Raw genomic sequence first — 17,716 nt, 5'->3', positions numbered from 1 at the left:
CGATCGGGCGTTCGAGGCACGGGCGGATCCTGGGATCCGGTACGCATGAACCACCGGCCCCCGGGGCACGTCCTCATCAACACAGCAGAATCCTCAGAGAAGAAAAGCCACGAGCGGGAACGTTTTCGGCCTGGTTGGATGTTGACCCTGGTACGACAGCTCGTCGAGCTAGAGAAGAGGCGACGTGACTACTGTTCTGACACCTGCGAGCCCGCTCACCGCGGCTGACCGCTGCGACCGCTGCGGCGCCCAGGCCTACCTGCGCGTCGTACTCGCCAGCGGCGGAGAGCTGCTCTTCTGCGCCCACCACGGCCGGAAGTTCGAGCCGGAGCTCAAGAAGATCGCCGTTGAGATACAGGACGAGAGCGGTCGCCTGAGCGGCACCACCGCTGCGACGGCCACCGACGACGAGCGCTGATCCCGGGCGCCACCCAGCAGCCAGCGTCGAGCTGTGTGTCCGGTCGCGCACTGCGCGCGACCGGTGGGCCGGGCGATCGACCCCTCCGGGGGCCGGTCGCCCGGCTCTGCTGTTCCCCGAGGCACGCCACCCCTCCGACGGAACGTCAGAACGTGACCGTGCGGTCACGTTCCGCCGTCACAGTGCCGAGTGCACCGCGTCCGAGAGGGCGGCGATCCTCGTGTAGACCCCTGGGTGGTGCGCCTCCGCGCAACCCGTCCCCCAGGACACCAGGCCGGCCAGCCGCCCGCCGATGACCAGCGGGCCGCCGCTGTCCCCCTGGCAGGCGTCCTTGCCGCCCCGCTCCTCCTCGCCCGCGCACACCATCGTCCGGGCCTCGAACTTCCCTTCCGGCCCGCCCGGGTAGTCGCGCGCGCACACCTGGTCCGCGACGACCGGCACGTCCACCGTGCGCAGCGGGGCCGAGTAGTCGCCGCGCCCGGTGGTGTCGCCCCAGCCGTACACCTGTGCCCTGGTCCCGGCCGCGTACGGCTCGCTCTCGCCCTGGCCGAGCAGGTCGATCACCGGCCGCGAGCCCTGGGACTCACCGAGCGTGACCACGGCCACGTCGTTCATGTTGGCGGACCAGCTGTAGTCGGGGTGGATCCAGATCTTCTTGACCGGCACCTCGTACCCGGCGGTGCCGCGCATGTCGTCCCGGCCGACGATCACCTTGAGGCCGGGCCGGTCCACCCGGACGCCCTTGGGCTCGTCGAAGAAGCAGTGCGCGGCCGTCACGACCTTGGTCGGGGTGACCAGGGCTCCCCCGCAGAACTGCCCGGAACGCCCGGATCCGAACTGCTGGCGACTGGCCAGCGCCACCATCCACGGGTGGTCCGCGGTGCTCGTCACCCCGCCGCCGACCACCCGGCGCTGGGCCTCGGCGGGCGCGGCGGTGCCGAAGGCCACCAGCGGGACGGGTGCGGCCGCCAGCAGCGCCAGCACGGCGGCGCGCTTTCGGCGGCCCGGCCGGGCGGCGGCCGGGGTCGCCGGGGGCGGGGCGGCGGTCGTCAGGTCCGCGCGGTCCGGGTTGGGCAGCACCGTTTCTCCAGGTGGCTCGGCAGCAGGCAACCGGCACAGCGTAGGTGACCGGCTACACTGTGCGACCGCTTCCCGGCGGACGGCCACCCGGACGAGCGACAAGCGCCACTCGGACGGTGACGAACCCCCTCCGGACGGCCGAGAAGGCCCGGAGCCGTGGGGCTCCGGGCCTTCTCGTGAGTGCTCGCGCAGGCAGGGCCCGCGCGGTGTCGGATCAGTCCAGGTAGTCGCGCAGCACCTGGGACCGCGACGGGTGGCGCAGCTTCGACATGGTCTTCGACTCGATCTGGCGGATGCGCTCACGGGTGACCCCGTACACCTTGCCGATCTCGTCGAGGGTCTTCGGCTGACCGTCCGTCAGGCCGAAGCGCATCGACACGACGCCGGCCTCGCGCTCGGACAGGGTGTCCAGCACCGAGTGCAGCTGCTCCTGGAGCAGGGTGAAGGAGACCGCGTCGGCCGGCACGACCGCCTCGGAGTCCTCGATGAGGTCACCGAACTCGCTGTCGCCGTCCTCGCCGAGCGGGGTGTGCAGCGAGATCGGCTCGCGGCCGTACTTCTGGACCTCGATGACCTTCTCGGGGGTCATGTCGAGTTCCTTGGCCAGCTCCTCCGGGGTGGGCTCGCGGCCCAGGTCCTGGAGCATCTGGCGCTGGACGCGGGCCAGCTTGTTGATGACCTCGACCATGTGCACCGGGATGCGGATGGTGCGGGCCTGGTCGGCCATGGCGCGGGTGATCGCCTGGCGGATCCACCACGTGGCGTAGGTGGAGAACTTGTAGCCCTTGGTGTAGTCGAACTTCTCGACCGCACGGATCAGACCGAGGTTGCCCTCCTGGATCAGGTCCAGGAAGAGCATGCCGCGGCCGGTGTAGCGCTTGGCCAGCGAGACCACGAGGCGGAGGTTGGCCTCCAGCAGGTGGTTCTTGGCGCGGCGGCCGTCCTCGGCGATGATCTCCAGCTCGCGCTTGAGCTTGGGGGCGAGCTTGTCGGCGGCCGAGAGCTTGTCCTCGGCGAACAGGCCGGCCTCGATGCGCTTGGCGAGCTCGACCTCCTGCTCGGCGTTGAGCAGCGGGACCTTGCCGATCTGCTTCAGGTAGTCCTTGACCGGGTCGGCGGTGGCACCGGCGACGGCGACCTGCTGGGCCGGCGCGTCGTCCTCGTCGTCGTCGGAGAGGACGAAGCCCTCCGACTCCTCCTCGGGACCGGTGGCCTCGGCCTCGGCCTTGTCGCCGGGCAGCGCGACGTCCTCGAGCAGCTCCTCCTCGCCGAGCAGCTCCTCCTCGCCGCCCTTGGCGGTCTTGGCGGCGGTGGTCTTCTTGGCGGCGGTCTTCTTGGCCGGCGCGGCGGCCTTCTTGGCCACGGCCTTCTTGGCGACGGCCTTCTTCGCCGGAGCCGCCTTCACCTCGGTGACGACCGTGGTCGTCTCCTCGGCGGTGATCTCGGCGGACACGGTCGGCGCGGGCGCCGTGGCGGCCGCCACGGCCGGGGCCGCGACGGGGGCGCCGGGCGCGATGCGCACGGGCGGCTTGGTCGGGGCCGACGGGGCGGCCGGGGTCCGGGTGGTGACAGCCTTGGTGGCGGTGCGCTTCGTGGGGCTCTTGGCGGCAACGCTCTTGCGCTTGGCACCGGCCGGCTCGGCCGCGCTCACCATGAGGTCCACCCCCTCCTCAATCAGCACCTGATTGAGGCTGCGCATGACGTTCTTCCACTTGGTGACCGGGATCTGGTCCGCCTCGAACGCCTGGCGCACGTCGTCACCGGCGATCTGCCCCTGGGCCTTGCCCCGCTCGATGAGAGCCAGCAGAGCCGCGGACTCGGCGATCTCGGGGGGAAGCGAACGGGATGTGCTGGCCGACACGAACAACCTCTCGGACGATGAGTGGACTCGAACCCGTACCGGCCGCCCGAGCGGGCGGGGAAGGAGATCGCGCGTCGGACGCGCGGTGTCGATTCCGACCGACTCGGGCTTGAGGACTGGGTTTGCAGGACGGCAGCAGCGCCGCGGACCAACACAGCCACGTGGCGTGCTGGAGTATTCCGGAGCTGCTTCCGCTCAGGACACATCGCTGCTACTCGTCAAGTGTTACGCATGGCCTTCGTGTCGCGGGTCACACCGCTCGGGCGCCCGCGGCCCGGGGCCGGACTCCATCATCGCGCACTCGCGCCGGAATCTGCCGCCATGCACATGCCCACCCGGCCCGGAGGCCGTCCCGGCCCCCGCCGGGATGTCCCTCCGCGCCCGGCAGAACGGCCCTCCGGCTGCACCGGGCGGTGCGGCCGGAGGGCCGTGGGCGGGCGGACCGAACCAGACCGTTCAGTGCTCCCGGGGGGCCGGGACGGACGGCTCGATCTCGGGGTGGACGGTGAGCAGCGCCCGCATCGCGGCCTCGCCCGCCGTGCCGTCGCCGGTGCCGAGCGCGTCCACCAGCCGGGAGTGCAGGCTGACCGAGGCCTCGGAGGGGCGCTCGCAGGAGGTCGTCGGGCCGCCCGAGACCTGGAGCGCGCAGGAGATGATCCCCGAGAGGTGCTCCAGCATCCGGTTCCCGGCCATCTGCAGCACGAGGCCGTGCAGCTCGGCGTCGGCCCGGGTGTAGGTCGAGAGGTCGGCCTGGGCGGCGGCGTGGCCCATGATCTCGACCAGCTCGACCAGGCGCTGCTGGACGTCCTCGCGGCCGTGACCGGCGGCCAGCCGGGCGGCCAGGGGATCGATGGCCCAGCGCAGCTCGAAGAGCTCCCGGCGCTGCTCGTCCCGCTGGGGACCGAAGGCGCGCCACTCGATGATGTCCGGGTCGAGCAGGTTCCAGTCGCCGACCGGACGGACCCGGGTGCCGACGTTCGGCCGGGCGCTGACCAGACCCTTGGCCTCCAGCACGCGCAGCGACTCGCGGACGACCGTGCGGGAGACCTCGAAGCGCTGACCGATCTCCTCGGGCACCAGCGGGCGGTCGGCGCCGAGGTCACCGGAGACGATCATCTGGCCGAGCTGCTGGACCAGCTGGCCGTGCAGACCGCGGCCGCGGCTGCTGGTGGTCTTGCGGCCGACCCTGGCGAGCTCGGACTCGGCGCCCTCCCAGCGGGGCGCCGGCGGGGTCGGCCGGTCGGCGTACGAGAAGCGGTCCAGATCGCCGGGGCCGTGGATGGGCCCATCGGCGGAACGGGCGGGGGTCATGGTGGGGTGCGCAAGGGTACTCACAGGTCCTTTGTCGGCGATCGGCAGGCGCAGCTTGAGAATTCTCGTGAAAAGCACACGAAAGGGTGATCGGCCGTGACTGGATAATTGACTTCTTATCAGGAAGAACCGCGCATTACGGTCACTGCTGGTCGATCTTGGTGCTTCGGGTCGGCGGCCCGGGAATCAGAGCGCGCGGCGCCGGGTCTGGATCACCAGGGCCGCCACCAGCAGGACGGCCGCCGGGGCGGCCACCGCCGCGAGGAGCGCCGGGTCCGTCAGCGCGGTGCCTCCGGGTGCCACTCGCCGGTCTCCGCCGTAAACCCACCCGTACGCCCATTCGACGCCCGACTGGAACGGCAGCAGTTCGGCCGCCCGGGTGGGCCACGGCGTGCCGGTCTGCCGCAGCAGCAGGGCCACGCCCGACTCCAGCAGCGGCGGCAGCGCGCACAGCACGAGCACGCCGGCGACGGCGCTGCGGGTGAGCGAGGCCGTCAGGACGCCGGTCCAGCCCGCCACGACCGTCAGGAGGACGAAGGCCAGCAGGGCGCCCGGAACCCCGTGCCCGGCGACCAGGGCCACCGGCCCGAACGCTCCCGGCAGGTCGGCGAGCCCGGACAGCCCGGCCGAGGTCAGCGCCCCGGACACCCGCCCGGACAACGCGGACGGGTCCGCCCAGGCCGCCACCGTCACCCCGGCGGGCAGCGCGAGGTGCACGGCCACCGTGTCCACCACCAGGGTGGCCAGCGCCAGCAGCCCCGCCACCGGGCCGATCACCAGCAGCTTGGCCACCAGCAGCCGGACCCGGCGCGGATACGACACGCACGAGGCCGGCAGCCCCGGGAAGCGGACCTCGTGCCCGTACGCGAGGGCGCCCAGCAGTCCGGCCCCGAGCGCCGCGAAGGGCAGCGGGAGCAGCGGGAAGGCCGCGGTCAGCAGCCGCACCCCGGCCGGGCCGGGCAGCGGGCCCTCCGGCCGCTGGCCCGCCAGGACGGCGGCCACGACGGCGTCGCAGAGCAGCACGGCGGCGAGGAGCAGCCAGGTGGAACGGAGGCCGCGCAGCCGGCGCAGCTCGTAGGCCAGGACGCGCACGGTTCACTCGCTCCGGGGGTCGACGGGGGTGGCGGAGGTGGTCGTGGAGGTGGTGGGGGCGGTGGTGGAGGTGGTGGGGGTGACGGGAGCGGCCGGGGATGCCGCAGGCGTCACGCGGCCGAGCCGGACGGTGTCGTCCGACAGCAGGGCGGCGGCCGGAGCCGTGGGCCCGGCTCTGAAGAGGCGGTCCACCGCCACGGTCGTCGCGGCGCTGTCGGCGGAACGGAGATCGGGCTTGGGCACCCGGACGGGGCGGAGCACGGGCTCCGGTGCGGGCTCGGACTCGGCCCCGGACTCATCCGAGGCGTCGTGCGCGCGCGGGGGCTCGGCCGGCCGCTCGCGGGTGGCCCCGGTGACGGCGAGGGCGGAGAGGGCGGTCGCGACGGAGGCGCCGGAGGCGACCGGCAGGGCCCGGGTGGGCAAGGCGGCGTCGCCGTGGGGCCTCGGGGCGATCGGCTCGGCCGGTTCGGCCGGTTCTGGCGTTCCGGCCGGTTCTGGCGTTCCGGCCGGTCCGGCCGACGGCTGCGGCTGCGGCTGCGGCTGTGCGACGGGCTTGCGCTCATCGGCGGACTTCGGCTGGACGTGGATCTGGCCGGAGCGGCCGGAGGCGGTCGGCAGGACGGCCCTCGGGGCGGGCTGCTCGACCACGCGGTCCGCCAGTTCGTGCAGCAGGATGCCGTGCCGGTAGGCCAGTTCGCCGATCTCGGTGCGCCCGATGCCCGCCACGGCGAGACCGGCGCCGCCGTCCCGGCGCACCTGGGCGCCCTGGCCCACCAGGAGGTCGGCCAGCCGCGCCATCTGCGGTCCGCGGACGGCCACTTCGGGGCTGAGCCGGGTGCGGCGGAACTCGACCACCGGCTGGTCGGCCACCAGCCGGCCCCGGTCCAGCGTGATCACGCGGTCGGCCAGCCGGGACGCCTCCTGCGGGGTGCGGGTGGTCACCAGGACCGTCCCGCCCGCGACCGCGAACGAGCGCAGGAAGGAGTGGAACCACTCCACGTTGCGCGGGGACAGGCCCTCGGTCGGCGCGTCCAGGAGCAGCGCGCCGGGGTCGCCCAGCAGCGCGGCCGCGAGCGCCAGCCGCCGGTGCATGCCGGGCGAGAAGGTGCGCAGCCGCTGCCCGGCGACGGTGGCCAGCCGGGTCTGCTCCAGCAGTTCGTCGGCTCTGCGGGCGGGCACGCCGACGGCCGCGGCGAGCATCCGCAGCTGACCGCGCGCCGTGCGGCCCGGGTGCCCGGCCACGGCCGTGCTCCCCTCCCCCGGCCCCTGCAGCAGCACGCCGACCTCGCGCTCGGGGCGGCGCAGGCGGCGGTAGGTGCGGCCGTGGAAGAGCGTGACGCCCTGCCCGCGGTCGAGTTCGACCATCAGCCGCAGCGCGGTGGACTTGCCGGCGCCCTCGGGGCCGAGCAGCGTCGTCACGAGGCCGGGTCTGGCGTCGAAGGTCAGGTCCAGCAAGACCGGCGGAGCGCCCTTGCCGCGGACCTTGGTCAGTCCGGTGATCTGGATCATCGCTGCCTGCTCCCATGCCCTCGACCGGCCCCGCGCCAGCACATTAGGGGTCGGCGGAGGAGATTCCGGGCATTACGGGAGCGGCGCGGGCCCGCGGGCCACCCACCTCACCCGATCAGGGGACAATCCGATCCTGCGATTCCCCGGCCGACGGGCCGGGCGGGCTGGGACCGGACCGAGGCGGGCCGACGTACGGGGGCGCGCGACCTCAGGACTCCGGGCGGAGCATGGGCGGGTTGAGCACCGTCGCACCGCCCGCGGTGAACAGCTGCGCCGGGCGCCCACCCTGACGGGTCGTGGTGCCGCCGGAGGGCAGCAGGAAGCCGGGGGTGCCGGTGACCTTGCGGTGGAAGTTCCGCGGGTCCAGGACCACGCCCCAGACGGCCTCGTAGACCCTCCGCAGCTCGCCGACGGTGAACTCGGCCGGGCAGAAGGCGGTGGCGAGCGAGGAGTACTCGATCTTGGAGCGGGCGCGCTCGACCCCGTCGGCCAGGATCAGCCCGTGGTCGAAGGCGAGCGGCACCCCGTCGGCCGGGCTCTGCCCGAGCAGCTCGGCGACCGGCGCCCAGCGGGCGCTGCTGGCGTCCCCGCCGGCCCGCGGCGTCGGTAGGTCGGGAGCGAGGACGAGGTACGCGACGCTGACCACCCGCATGCGGGGGTCGCGCTGCGGGTGGCCGTAGGTGGCCAGCTGTTCCAGGTGGGCGCCGGCCGCGCCCGGGCCGACGGCGTCGTGTCCGGGCGCGGAGTGCGCCCGCAGCCCGGTCTCCTCGGCCAGCTCGCGGGAGGCCGCCTCGGCCAGGCCCTCGTCCGGCCGCACGAAGCCGCCGGGCAGCGCCCAGTACCCCTGGAACGGGGGCTCGCCCCGTCTCACCAGCAGGGCACACAGCTCATGGTCGCGCACCGTCAGCACCACCAGGTCAACGGTGACTGCGAACGGGGGGAAGGCCGACGGGTCATAGCGCGACATGGCGACGATCATAGTCGTCTCTCTGACGATAAGCACAGGCCCGTGTACAACCCGTGCCCATGGCCCGCGGGGCAGGCCCGGGCGGGGGTCAGCGCGCCACGAGCTGGAGGTCCGCGGGCGCCTCCTCGACCATGGCCACGCCGATGCGGCTCACCCGGACGGAGAAGCGCTCCCCGGACACCCGCAGGTTGGTCAGCTCCAGCTCGCCGAGCGGGGCCGTGCTCGCCGGGCGGACCTTGACCCGGCCGCCGGGGACGTCCGGGCGGACCCCGGCGAGGGCGAAGACCGCGTGGGCGGCCCCGGCGGCCGAGACCGCCGCCGGACGGCACGCGGCCGGGTGCGGGACGGGCGGGCAGCCGGGGATCCGCTGCTCGCCGGCGTACATCTCGGGCACACGGCCCTCGAAGTGGGTGGCCGCGGCGAGCAGGCCCTCCAGCAGGGTGCCGGCCTCGTTCTCGTGGCCGGCCCCGGCGAGCCCGGCGATCGCGAGGGCGGTCTCGTGCACCCGCACGGCGCCGCCCCGGTGGCCCAGCGGGTTGAAGCGCGGCGACTTGGCACTCAGGGTGCGCAGACCCCAGCCGCTGTCCAGTTCCGGGGCCACGAGGCGCTGGGCGAGCAGCCGCGTCTGCTCGCGGTCCAGCAGGCTCTCGTGGCGGCCGCCGTCGACCGCGAGGCCGGTGTCGAGCAGGTGGACGAAGGAGGAGGCGACGGCCGGGAGCGGCTGCCCGCCCGGGGCCAGGCCCGCGGCGGGGCGCCCGCCGGAGAGGTCGTCGATCCAGAACCGCTCGCGGAAGCGCCCGCGCAGCCCGGCGGCCCAGCCGCGCCACTCCTCGGCGCCGGGGCGGCCGAAGGCCTCCAGGAGCTCGGCGCCGTGCAGGGCGGCGCGGTGCGCCTGGGCCTGGACCTCGGCGCGGGCGGCCACCGGGTGGGCGGCGCGGTCCTCGGCCGGACGGCTCAGGTCGGTGACGAAGCCGTCGACCAGGCCGTCCCGGAGGGCGCCGAGGGCCCGTTCGGCGGCCGGGAGCAGGTCCGCGACCTCGGCCCTCGGCAGGCCCCAGCGCCAGGCCTCGGCCAGCACCGTGACGAACAGCAGGGTGGCCTCGGTCGCGGTGCAGGTGGGCGGGAGCTCGGGACCGCCGTGCCGCAGGGCACCGGGCAGCAGCCCCTCGGTGCGGCCGGGCGCCGGGGCGAGCTGCTGGCGCCGGGCCAGCGCCCGCAGGGTGCCGGCGGCGAGCCGGGTGCCGAGCGGGAGGGTCAGCCGGGCGGCCCACAGCGCGTCGGCCGGGGCGAGGCCGAAGCGCCAGGGCGCCCCGGAGGCCGGGTAGAGGTCGGTCGGTCGGTCCGGGTCGGCGAAGAGCAGGCCGCCGAGGGCGTCGAGGGAGCGGGTGACCAGCAGCGCCGCCCGGCCGTCGTCGGCGCGGACCTCCGGTTCGGACCAGGGCAGCGGGACGCCCGTGCCGCGACCGCCCGGCGGACGCGCACCGGGCACGGTGCTCTCCAGCTCGGCACGCAGCTCGACCGACCAGCGGGCGCCCGGCTGCACCTCCAGGTCCCAGCGGAGCACCCCGGCACCGGCGAGGACGGCGTGCGGGGACGGCTTCGCGGACACCACCGCGCTGTGCGCCGGGCCGGCCCAGCGCAGGCCCGCGGACTGCACCTGGCCCGGCAGGTCCGGTGAGCGGTGCCCGGCGGCGATCTCGCCGACCGGGCCGAGGTCGGTGCCGAGCGCGATCTCCAGCGGGAGCCGGGCGGGCCGGGCCCCGGTGTTGCGCACGATCACCGTCTCCACGCCGTCCGCCTGGCGCAGCCGCTCCACGGTGAGCGCCGGGTCCGGGTCGAGGTCGCCGGGAAGGCGGACGGCACCGAGGAACCGGGCCTCGGCGGCGCTCGTCTGGGTGCCCTGGAGGGGCAGCGGCTCCATGCCGCCGAGGCGCAGCTCCATCCGCGCGACGACCCGGACGCCGTTGCGGTAGAAGCCGTGGAGCCCGTGCCCGCGCAGCTGGCCGTCCGGCCCGGAGGCGGCCATCCCGGGGGCCTTGACGCAGAGCACCGCGTGGTGGACGGCGGCGGGCTGCGGCCGGGGCGGGCCGGCCGGGACCTGGTCGGGGCGGCCGACCGGTCGCGGCGCGCCGACCACGGTCTCGGCCGGCGCGGCCTGGGGCGGCCTCATGGCGGTCACCGGACTCTCCTCCCCTCGGCGGTCCGGTGGCCGGGTCAGGCCGGTGGGCCGCGAGCATGCTCGATCGCGTGCTGATGGTGCCGGGCCGGCGGGGTGTCCCGTCGGCGGTTCTGCCGTGTCTGGCCGTACCCGGTGGCGGGTCGTGCCATGCGGTGCGCGGTACCGGGCCGGTACCCGCGCTCCGGGTCGCCGCGCCGGGCACGTCGGTGTGCCCGGCCCGCCGTCGGGCCTCGCGCACCGGCAGGCCGGTGGCGCCCTCTCCCCGTGGCCCGTCGCCCCGGTCGGCCGCTCGCGCGCGGCGGCCGGTCGCGGTGCCGTGTGCGGCCGCTCGCGAGTCCGGCGTTCGGGACGCCGGTACGGCGCGGTTCCCGCCGCGGTGCGCGCACAGGGCCCCCGGAGTCAACGCCGCACACCGGCCCCAGGTCACGCTCGGCCGGAGCCTCCGGGCTCGGGCGCTCCTGCCGCGCCGCACCCGGACGGTCGGTGGCGGGCCGTCACCGCGGGCCCGGCAGCGGACCGCGCGACCCCGGCGGCGGCCGGTCCCGGGCGCGCCCCGGGGAGGAGCACGGCCGTCGAACCGGCGCCCGACGGCGGCCAGGATACGGTGCGGGTGTCGCGGCGCCCGCACCCGGTGACACCGTGAACGGCGACGTGACCGCTGTGACCTGCAGAGACCGAGGAGTTGTATGTCCACCGCCAGCCGGCTGCCCGGGATTGTCACGACCGACCACGTCTTCCAGCTCCCGCTGGACCACGCCGCCCCCGAGGGCGAGCGGATCTCGGTGTACGCCCGCGAGGTGGTGGCCGCCGGCCGCGAGCGGGACGACCTGCCGTGGCTGCTCTTCCTCCAGGGCGGCCCGGGTGGCAAGGCGGCCCGCCCGCTCGGCCGGGACGCGTGGCTGGACCGGGCCCTGGACGACTACCGGGTGCTCCTGCTCGACCAGCGCGGCACCGGGCGCTCGACGCCCGCGACCCGCCGGACCCTCGCCCGGCGCGGCGGCGCCCGGGAGCAGGCGGACTACCTGGCGCACTTCCGTGCGGACTCGATCGTGCGCGACGCCGAGCTGATCCGCCGCCACCTGCTCGGCGCGGACCGGCGCTGGAGCGTGCTCGGCCAGAGCTTCGGCGGCTTCTGCACCCTCACCTACCTCTCGATCGCCCCCGAGGGCCTGACGGAGGCCTTCGTCACCGGCGGCCTCGCGGGCCTGCGGAGCTCGGCGGACGACGTCTACCGGGCCGCCTACCCGCGGGTGGTCCGCAAGAACGAAGGGCACTACGAGCGGTTCCCGCAGGACGTCGAAGCGGTGCGGCGGATCGCCGCGCACCTCGCCGCCGCCCCGGCCACGCTGCCCGACGGCGGCCTGCTCACCGTCGAGGCCTTCCAGTCGCTCGGGATGATGCTGGGCGGCGGCAGCGGCTCCGGCGCCCTGCACTACCTGCTGGAGGAGGCCTGGGTGGAGGGCCCGGACGGGCCCGAGCTCTCCGACACCTTCCTGTACGGCGTCCAGGCCAGGATCTCCTTCGCCGAGGGCCCGCTGTACGCCGTGCTGCACGAGTCGATCTACGGCCAGCGGTCGGTGGACGCGGGCGGCACCGCGTGGTCGGCCGAGCGGCTCCGCAAGGAGTTCCCCGGGTTCGACGCCCGGGCCGCGCTGGAGACGGAGGCCCCGGTGCTGTTCACCGGGGAGATGATCTACCCCTGGATGTTCGACACCGACCCGGCGCTGCGGCCGCTGAAGGAGGCCGCCGAGCTGCTGGCCGCCCGGGCCGACTGGCCCGACCTCTACGACCCGCAGCGGCTCGCCGCCAACGAGGTGCCCGTCGTGGCGGCCGTGTACCACGACGACATGTACGTGGACACCGCCGACTCGCTGGAGACCGCCCGCGCGGTGCGCGGCCTGCGGACCTGGATCACCAACGAGTGGGAGCACGACGGCCTGCGGGTGAGCGGCGGCAAGGTGCTGGACCGCCTGATCAAGATGGCGCACGGCGAGCTGTAGCCCGGCCCGGCCCCGGGGAGCCCGGAGCGGGCGGAGAAGGACGTCAGCGCCCATGACGGGCTCCCCGGGCCGACCTCCCGATGCAGCGGTGCGCCCCGCTCCCGAGCGGCACCGCCGCCCCGCTGCACGCCCGGCCGCGGCCCAGCCTCAGGGTCGCGTCGGGGCGCTCCCCCCGGCCGCGGCCCGGCTCCGCGAGCAGGGCGACCGGCCCGAGGCCGTCCGCCTCCGGCAGGGCCGGGGCGGGCCCACCGGGAACACCGCCCGGCGTCCCCGGAGCAGCGGCGCCCGCCCGACGGCCGCCCCGGCGCCTGCGCCTGGCCTTCCCCCGCCCGGGCGCCCCTTCCCGGGGGCCGCCCGACGGCTCGTCCGGCGTCCCATCCGGCGTCCCTTCCGGTGCTCCGCCCGGATCGGCGGCCGGGCCGCCGCTCACCTCGTCGGTCGGCTCCGGCACCGTCGTCTCCTCCTTCACCCCGTTCTCCTCCTTCGCCTCCCCCGCCCGCTTCGCCTCCCCCGCCCGCTTCGCCTCCCGGCGGAGCCGCTGGCCCTCGACGGCCGCGAGCAGCGCCTCCGGGGTCATCCCGTCGTTGAGCGACTCGTGCAGCAGATCGGCCAGCAGGTAGGACGGGTCGAGGTCGAGGGCGCGGCCGAGCACCACCCGGGCCGTCGCCGTGTCCCCCGCGACCCAGGACGCCCAGGCCAGCAAGGTCAGCGGGGCGACCGCGCAGCCCTCGTACGGCGGCACCGCGCGCCGGGCGAGGAAGCGCCAGAGCCGCTCGGCGGACGCCAGCTCGGCGGGCCGGACGTACTCGGCGCCGCGGTCCCGGGTGTGCCGGTCCCGCAGGGCGAGCAGCAGCCGTGCCGTCCGGTCCTCGTCGAGCTCGCGGGCACCGGCCGCGAACTCGACGAAGGCCTGGTCGAGCAGGGCGATCCCCGGCGCCGACGGATCGGCCGTCCCGACCCGTGCGAGGGCCGTCCGCTGGGCCTCGGCACCGGGCGGGCCGATCGGGGCCAGCCCCGCGATGATCGCCTTCCGGCTGCCTCGCGGGGCGAGGCCCGCGAACGTCGCCGCGGCGGCGGCCGGCCCCGGGCCGGGGGCGGGGCGGATCGGGTTCCCCGCCGGATCGCAGCAGCCCTCCCGGCGGCAGAGGAAGGACCACCAGCGACCGTCCGAGACGCACAGCGACTCCTTGACCGGCACGCCCCGGCGGGCGAACGCGGCCCGGAGGCCGTCGGCCAGCGGCCGCAGGCCGTCCACCACCGGCGGCCCGTGCCCGGGGACGGGATCCTGGCAGAGGTAGAGGAGCACCTGGATCGGGCGGCTGCCGCGCTGTTCCGAGACGTCGACCAGCAGGGCGGCCGTCTCCTCCGCCGCGGCCGGCCACTGCGCGCGGGACGCGGGGATGTCCGCCCGGAGCACCCCGCCCTGGTGGAGGTCGGGACCGTTCAGGCCGACGGCGACGATGCTGTCGTCGGGGAAGAAGCCCAGGAGGTAGGGCAGCAGCTCGGCCATGTCGGCCGGGCCGCGCATCGTCACCGGCCGGTGGCCGGAGGCGGGGCCCAGGGAGAGCGTCACGTTGTCCCCGTTCGTCGTGGTGTCGTCGTTCATGCCGTTGTCGTTGTCCATGCCGTTGTCGCTGTTCATGGCGCTGTCGCTGTTCATGGCGTTCATGACGGGAAGAGTGCCGCGCCCCGAAATCCGCGGCTGACTTTTGTTTTTTCCTGTGGACAACTCCGGGCCGGAATTCCGCTTCCCTCGTTCGGAGCACGTCATCGCCACTCTCCCGAGTGATATTTGACTGCCGTTCAGCCGACGATCGGATGACATACACCCCGGCTCCACCCTTCTCGCCCGCCCCGGCATTCGCCCGTTGTCGGCGCCTCGGGGTTACATGGACGCCATGCAGCCGCACGAGATCCACACCACCGCCACCGCCGCCGACCGCGCCGAGGTCAGGGCGCGGGCCGAGGCCGTCCTGCGCGAGCTGGCCGGCCCCGGTGCCGCCCTGCGCGACGACCAGTGGACGGCCATCGAGGCCCTGGTGGTCGACCACCGCCGGGCCCTGGTCGTGCAACGCACCGGCTGGGGCAAGTCCGCCGTCTACTTCATCGCCACCGCCCTGCTGCGTGCCCGGGGCGCCGGGCCCACGGTGATCGTCTCGCCGCTGCTCGCCCTGATGCGCAACCAGGTCGACTCCGCGGCCCGGGCCGGCATCCACGCCCGCACCATCAACTCGGCCAACACCGAGGAGTGGGACGCGATCCAGGCCGAGGTCGCGGCCGGGCAGGTAGACGTCCTGCTGGTCAGCCCGGAGCGACTGAACAACCCCGACTTCCGCGACCAGGTGCTCCCCAAGCTCGCCGCCTCCACTGGCCTGCTCGTGGTCGACGAGGCGCACTGCATCTCCGACTGGGGCCACGACTTCCGCCCCGACTACCGCCGGCTGCGCACCATGCTCGCCGACCTCCCGCCCCGGGTCCCGGTGCTGGCCACCACCGCCACGGCCAACGCCCGGGTCACCGCCGACGTCGCCGAGCAACTGGGCACCGGCACCGCCGACGAGCACGCCCTGGTGCTGCGCGGCCCGCTCGACCGGGAGAGCCTCACCCTCGGCGTGCTCGCCCTGCCCGACCCGGCGCACCGGCTCGCCTGGCTGGCCGACCACCTCGACCGCCTGCCGGGCTCGGGCATCGTCTACTCGCTGACGGTGGCTGCCGCCGAGGAGGTCACCGCCTTCCTGCGCGAGCGCGGCTTCGCCGTGGCCTCCTACTCCGGCCGCACCGAAGACGCCGAGCGCCGCACCGCCGAGGCCGACCTGCTGGCCAACCGGGTCAAGGCGCTGGTCGCCACCTCCGCGCTCGGCATGGGCTTCGACAAGCCCGACCTCGGCTTCGTGGTGCACCTGGGCTCGCCCAGCTCCCCGATCGCCTACTACCAGCAGGTCGGCCGGGCCGGGCGCGGCGTCGACCGGGCCGAGGTACTGCTCCTGCCCGGTCGCGAGGACGAGGCGATCTGGCGCTACTTCGCCTCGCTGGCCTTCCCGCCCGAGGAGCAGGTGCGCCGCACGATCGACGCGCTCGCCGAGGCCGGCCGCCCGCTGTCCACGGCAGCCCTGGAGCCCCGGGTGGACCTGCGCCGCACCCGGCTGGAGACCATGCTCAAGGTGCTCGACGTGGACGGCGCCGTCCGCCGGGTCAAGGGCGGCTGGACGGCCACCGGGCAGAGCTGGGAGTACGACACCGCCCGCTACGCCAAGGTCGCGGCCTCCCGCGAGGCCGAGCAGCGCGCGATGCGCGAGTACGCGGCGGCCACCGGCTGCCGGATGGAGTTCCTGCGGCGGCAGCTGGACGACGAGCAGGCCGCGCCGTGCGGGCGGTGCGACAACTGCGCCGGGCCGCTGCACACCCCGGAGGTGTCGGCCGCCACGCTGGAGGCCGCCCGCGCCGCGCTCGGCCGCCCCGGGGTCGGCTTCGAGCCGCGCCGGCTCTGGCCCACCGGTATGGAGGCCGTCGGCGTGCCGCTCAAGGGGCGCATCCCGGCCGGGGAGCAGGCCGAGACTGGCCGGGCGCTCGGCCGGCTGTCCGACATCGGCTGGGGCACCCGGCTGCGCGGCCTGCTCGCCGAGCAGGCACCGGACGTGCCCGTCCCGGGCGAGGCGGTGGACGCCCTCGTGACGGTGCTCGCCGACTGGGCGCGCGGGCCGGGCGGCTGGGCCGGGCCGGCCTCGGCCGACGGCGCCCGGCTGGAGCGGCCGGCCGGCGTGGTGACCATGGCCTCCTCGGCCCGCCCCCAGCTGGTCGGCACGCTCGGCGCGCGGATCGCCGAGATCGGGCGGCTGCCGCTGCTCGGGCGGATCGAGTACGCGGACGGGCGGCCCCCGCACGGCGCCCGCAGCAACAGCGCGCAGCGGCTGCGCTCGGTGACCGAAGCGCTGGTCCTGCCGCCCGAGTTGGCGCAGGCGGTGGCCGCCGCGGGCGGTCCGGTGCTGCTGGTGGACGACCTCGTCGACTCGGGCTGGACGGTCACCGTCGCCGCGCGCCTGCTGCGCCGGGCCGGGGCGAGCGCGGTGCTGCCCCTGGTGCTGGCCGTGCAGGCCTGATCCGCGCGGCCCGGGCGGCGGGCCGCGCACCCGGGCCGCACACCCGAACGGAGGCGGGCCGTCCGTTCGGACGGACTCACTCGAATGGCCTAAAGGAGGGAGAGATCACATCGGCGGGGCGCCCGCGCGGCACCGACGACGGGAGAGGGGCGATGACATTGCGGAACCCAGTTCACGGGCCGTTCACCCTGGCCCTCGCCGGGCTGCGGAGATGCCTGAGTACCGCTTGCGCCAGAGGGGAATATATCCGGCAGAACGTGGGCTTTCGGGCGGCGTTCATCATTTCATCGTTGCCGCTCCGCCCCCGATGCCACGAGAATTGGCGGGTACCCGAAACCCGGTCCGGTGGACCCTGCCTTCGGCGTACGCAGGTACCCGCGTGCCCGTGGGTCGGGAAGGAGGATCGTGATCAACGGTATCGGCCGAGGTCAGTCTCCCCTCGCCCGGAGTTCGGCGCCCAGACGGCTGCTGGACCTGGAGACCTGGACCGCCTCGGGGATCCCGTTGCTGCGCGATCCGCGCGACTTCGTCCTGGAGCTGCACCAGCGCCACCTGCCCCAGCCGGGCACGGTCGTGGTCGCCGTCCTCGACGCGGTGCACCACCTCAGCGCCTCGGCCTCGTTCACGCCCTGGCCGCACGACACGGACGGCTGGCAGCACCGGAACGCCCTGCTCGCGCACCTGCGCCAGATCACCCCGCACGACCTGCGCCAGCCCGTGCCGACCCGCACCGCGGTGCTGCTGCGCTGCCGCGAGGGCGCCCCGGGCTGGACCGAGCAGGACGGGGCCTGGATGTGGGCTCTGCGGGACGCGGCCGTCCTGCACGGACTGCGCTGCGGCTCCTACATCGGGCTGACCCCGGCCGGCTGGCAGATCCTCGGGGACGGGCGACAGGGCCGCAATCCGCACGCGGGTTCGTGGGCGGACGGACCGGTCCACACCGTGACGGAGCTGCCCCCGCGCACGGCCCTGGACGCTCCGGGCGGCCGGCGCGCGCTGCGCCAGACGTCCGAGCGGCCCTGGACGCCCGCCAGGCTCTCCGCGGTCCACCCGGCCCGCCGCACCGGGACCCGCTGAGCCCCGAGTCCTCCACGGGCTCCACTGGCTCCACTGGCTCCACTGGCTCCGCGAGTTCCACGGGCTCCATGAGCTTCACAGGCTTCCAAGCAGCCGCCATGGGCTCCCAGGACCCCGCCGTCCCC

The 17,716-nt window shown here is 75.3% G+C and carries 12 protein-coding genes; 4 read left to right on the top strand and 8 right to left on the bottom strand.

Going from position 1 to position 17,716, the window contains the following annotated elements:
- Positions 1–184: 184 nt before the first annotated feature.
- Complete coding sequence (locus ACFVSN_RS35370; protein ID WP_380439516.1) at positions 185–418, top strand: hypothetical protein; 234 nt, start codon at positions 185–187, stop codon at positions 416–418.
- A 177-nt stretch (positions 419–595) separates the two neighbouring features.
- On the opposite strand, the gene ACFVSN_RS35365 is transcribed toward ACFVSN_RS35370, so the two are convergent.
- The 7 genes from ACFVSN_RS35365 to ACFVSN_RS35335 all read right to left on the bottom strand — a co-directional run bounded on the left by ACFVSN_RS35365 (position 596) and on the right by ACFVSN_RS35335 (position 10,408).
- Positions 596–1,399 carry a S1 family peptidase gene (locus tag ACFVSN_RS35365; RefSeq protein WP_387957596.1) on the bottom strand — a complete coding sequence of 268 codons (804 nt, stop codon included), beginning with the start codon at positions 1,397–1,399 and terminating at the stop codon, positions 596–598.
- Between the two features lie 313 nt (positions 1,400–1,712).
- Positions 1,713–3,365, bottom strand: a complete 1,653-nt coding sequence (locus ACFVSN_RS35360) for an RNA polymerase sigma factor (RefSeq protein WP_380497499.1) — start codon at positions 3,363–3,365, stop codon at positions 1,713–1,715.
- 450 nt (positions 3,366–3,815) lie between these two features.
- Entirely contained in the window at positions 3,816–4,694 is an 879-nt protein-coding gene (locus ACFVSN_RS35355; protein WP_380439512.1) for a FadR/GntR family transcriptional regulator, read from the bottom strand.
- 162 nt (positions 4,695–4,856) lie between these two features.
- Positions 4,857–5,762 (bottom strand): hypothetical protein, encoded by a 906-nt coding sequence (locus ACFVSN_RS35350; RefSeq protein WP_380439510.1) that lies wholly within the window; start codon positions 5,760–5,762, stop codon positions 4,857–4,859.
- A gap of 3 nt (positions 5,763–5,765) precedes the next feature.
- Complete coding sequence (locus ACFVSN_RS35345) at positions 5,766–7,271, bottom strand: ATP-binding cassette domain-containing protein (protein ID WP_387957569.1); 1,506 nt, start codon at positions 7,269–7,271, stop codon at positions 5,766–5,768.
- 208 nt (positions 7,272–7,479) lie between these two features.
- Positions 7,480–8,238 (bottom strand): NUDIX domain-containing protein, encoded by a 759-nt coding sequence (locus tag ACFVSN_RS35340; RefSeq protein WP_359964826.1) that lies wholly within the window; start codon positions 8,236–8,238, stop codon positions 7,480–7,482.
- Positions 8,239–8,326: 88 nt separating this feature from the next.
- Positions 8,327–10,408 (bottom strand): glycogen debranching N-terminal domain-containing protein, encoded by a 2,082-nt coding sequence (locus ACFVSN_RS35335; protein WP_380439580.1) that lies wholly within the window; start codon positions 10,406–10,408, stop codon positions 8,327–8,329.
- Between the two features lie 695 nt (positions 10,409–11,103).
- On the opposite strand from ACFVSN_RS35335, the gene ACFVSN_RS35330 reads away from it, so the two are divergent.
- Entirely contained in the window at positions 11,104–12,417 is a 1,314-nt protein-coding gene (locus ACFVSN_RS35330; RefSeq protein ID WP_387957567.1) for an alpha/beta fold hydrolase, read from the top strand.
- Positions 12,418–12,460: 43 nt separating this feature from the next.
- On the opposite strand, the gene ACFVSN_RS35325 is transcribed toward ACFVSN_RS35330, so the two are convergent.
- Positions 12,461–14,086 (bottom strand): DUF4192 family protein, encoded by a 1,626-nt coding sequence (locus tag ACFVSN_RS35325; RefSeq protein ID WP_387957565.1) that lies wholly within the window; start codon positions 14,084–14,086, stop codon positions 12,461–12,463.
- Between the two features lie 229 nt (positions 14,087–14,315).
- Here ACFVSN_RS35325 and ACFVSN_RS35320 point away from each other — a divergent pair, with 229 nt between their 5' ends.
- Both ACFVSN_RS35320 and ACFVSN_RS35315 read left to right on the top strand, forming a co-directional pair.
- Entirely contained in the window at positions 14,316–16,514 is a 2,199-nt protein-coding gene (locus tag ACFVSN_RS35320; protein WP_387957594.1) for a RecQ family ATP-dependent DNA helicase, read from the top strand.
- A 405-nt stretch (positions 16,515–16,919) separates the two neighbouring features.
- Complete coding sequence (locus ACFVSN_RS35315) at positions 16,920–17,591, top strand: hypothetical protein (protein WP_387957563.1); 672 nt, start codon at positions 16,920–16,922, stop codon at positions 17,589–17,591.
- Positions 17,592–17,716 lie beyond the last annotated feature (125 nt).

It is taken from the genome of Kitasatospora sp. NPDC057904 (genome assembly GCF_042887925.1).
GTDB lineage: Bacteria > Actinomycetota > Actinomycetes > Streptomycetales > Streptomycetaceae > Kitasatospora.
Note: the sequence above shows the minus strand (reverse complement) of the source record. Positions and strands in the feature narration are given on the sequence as shown.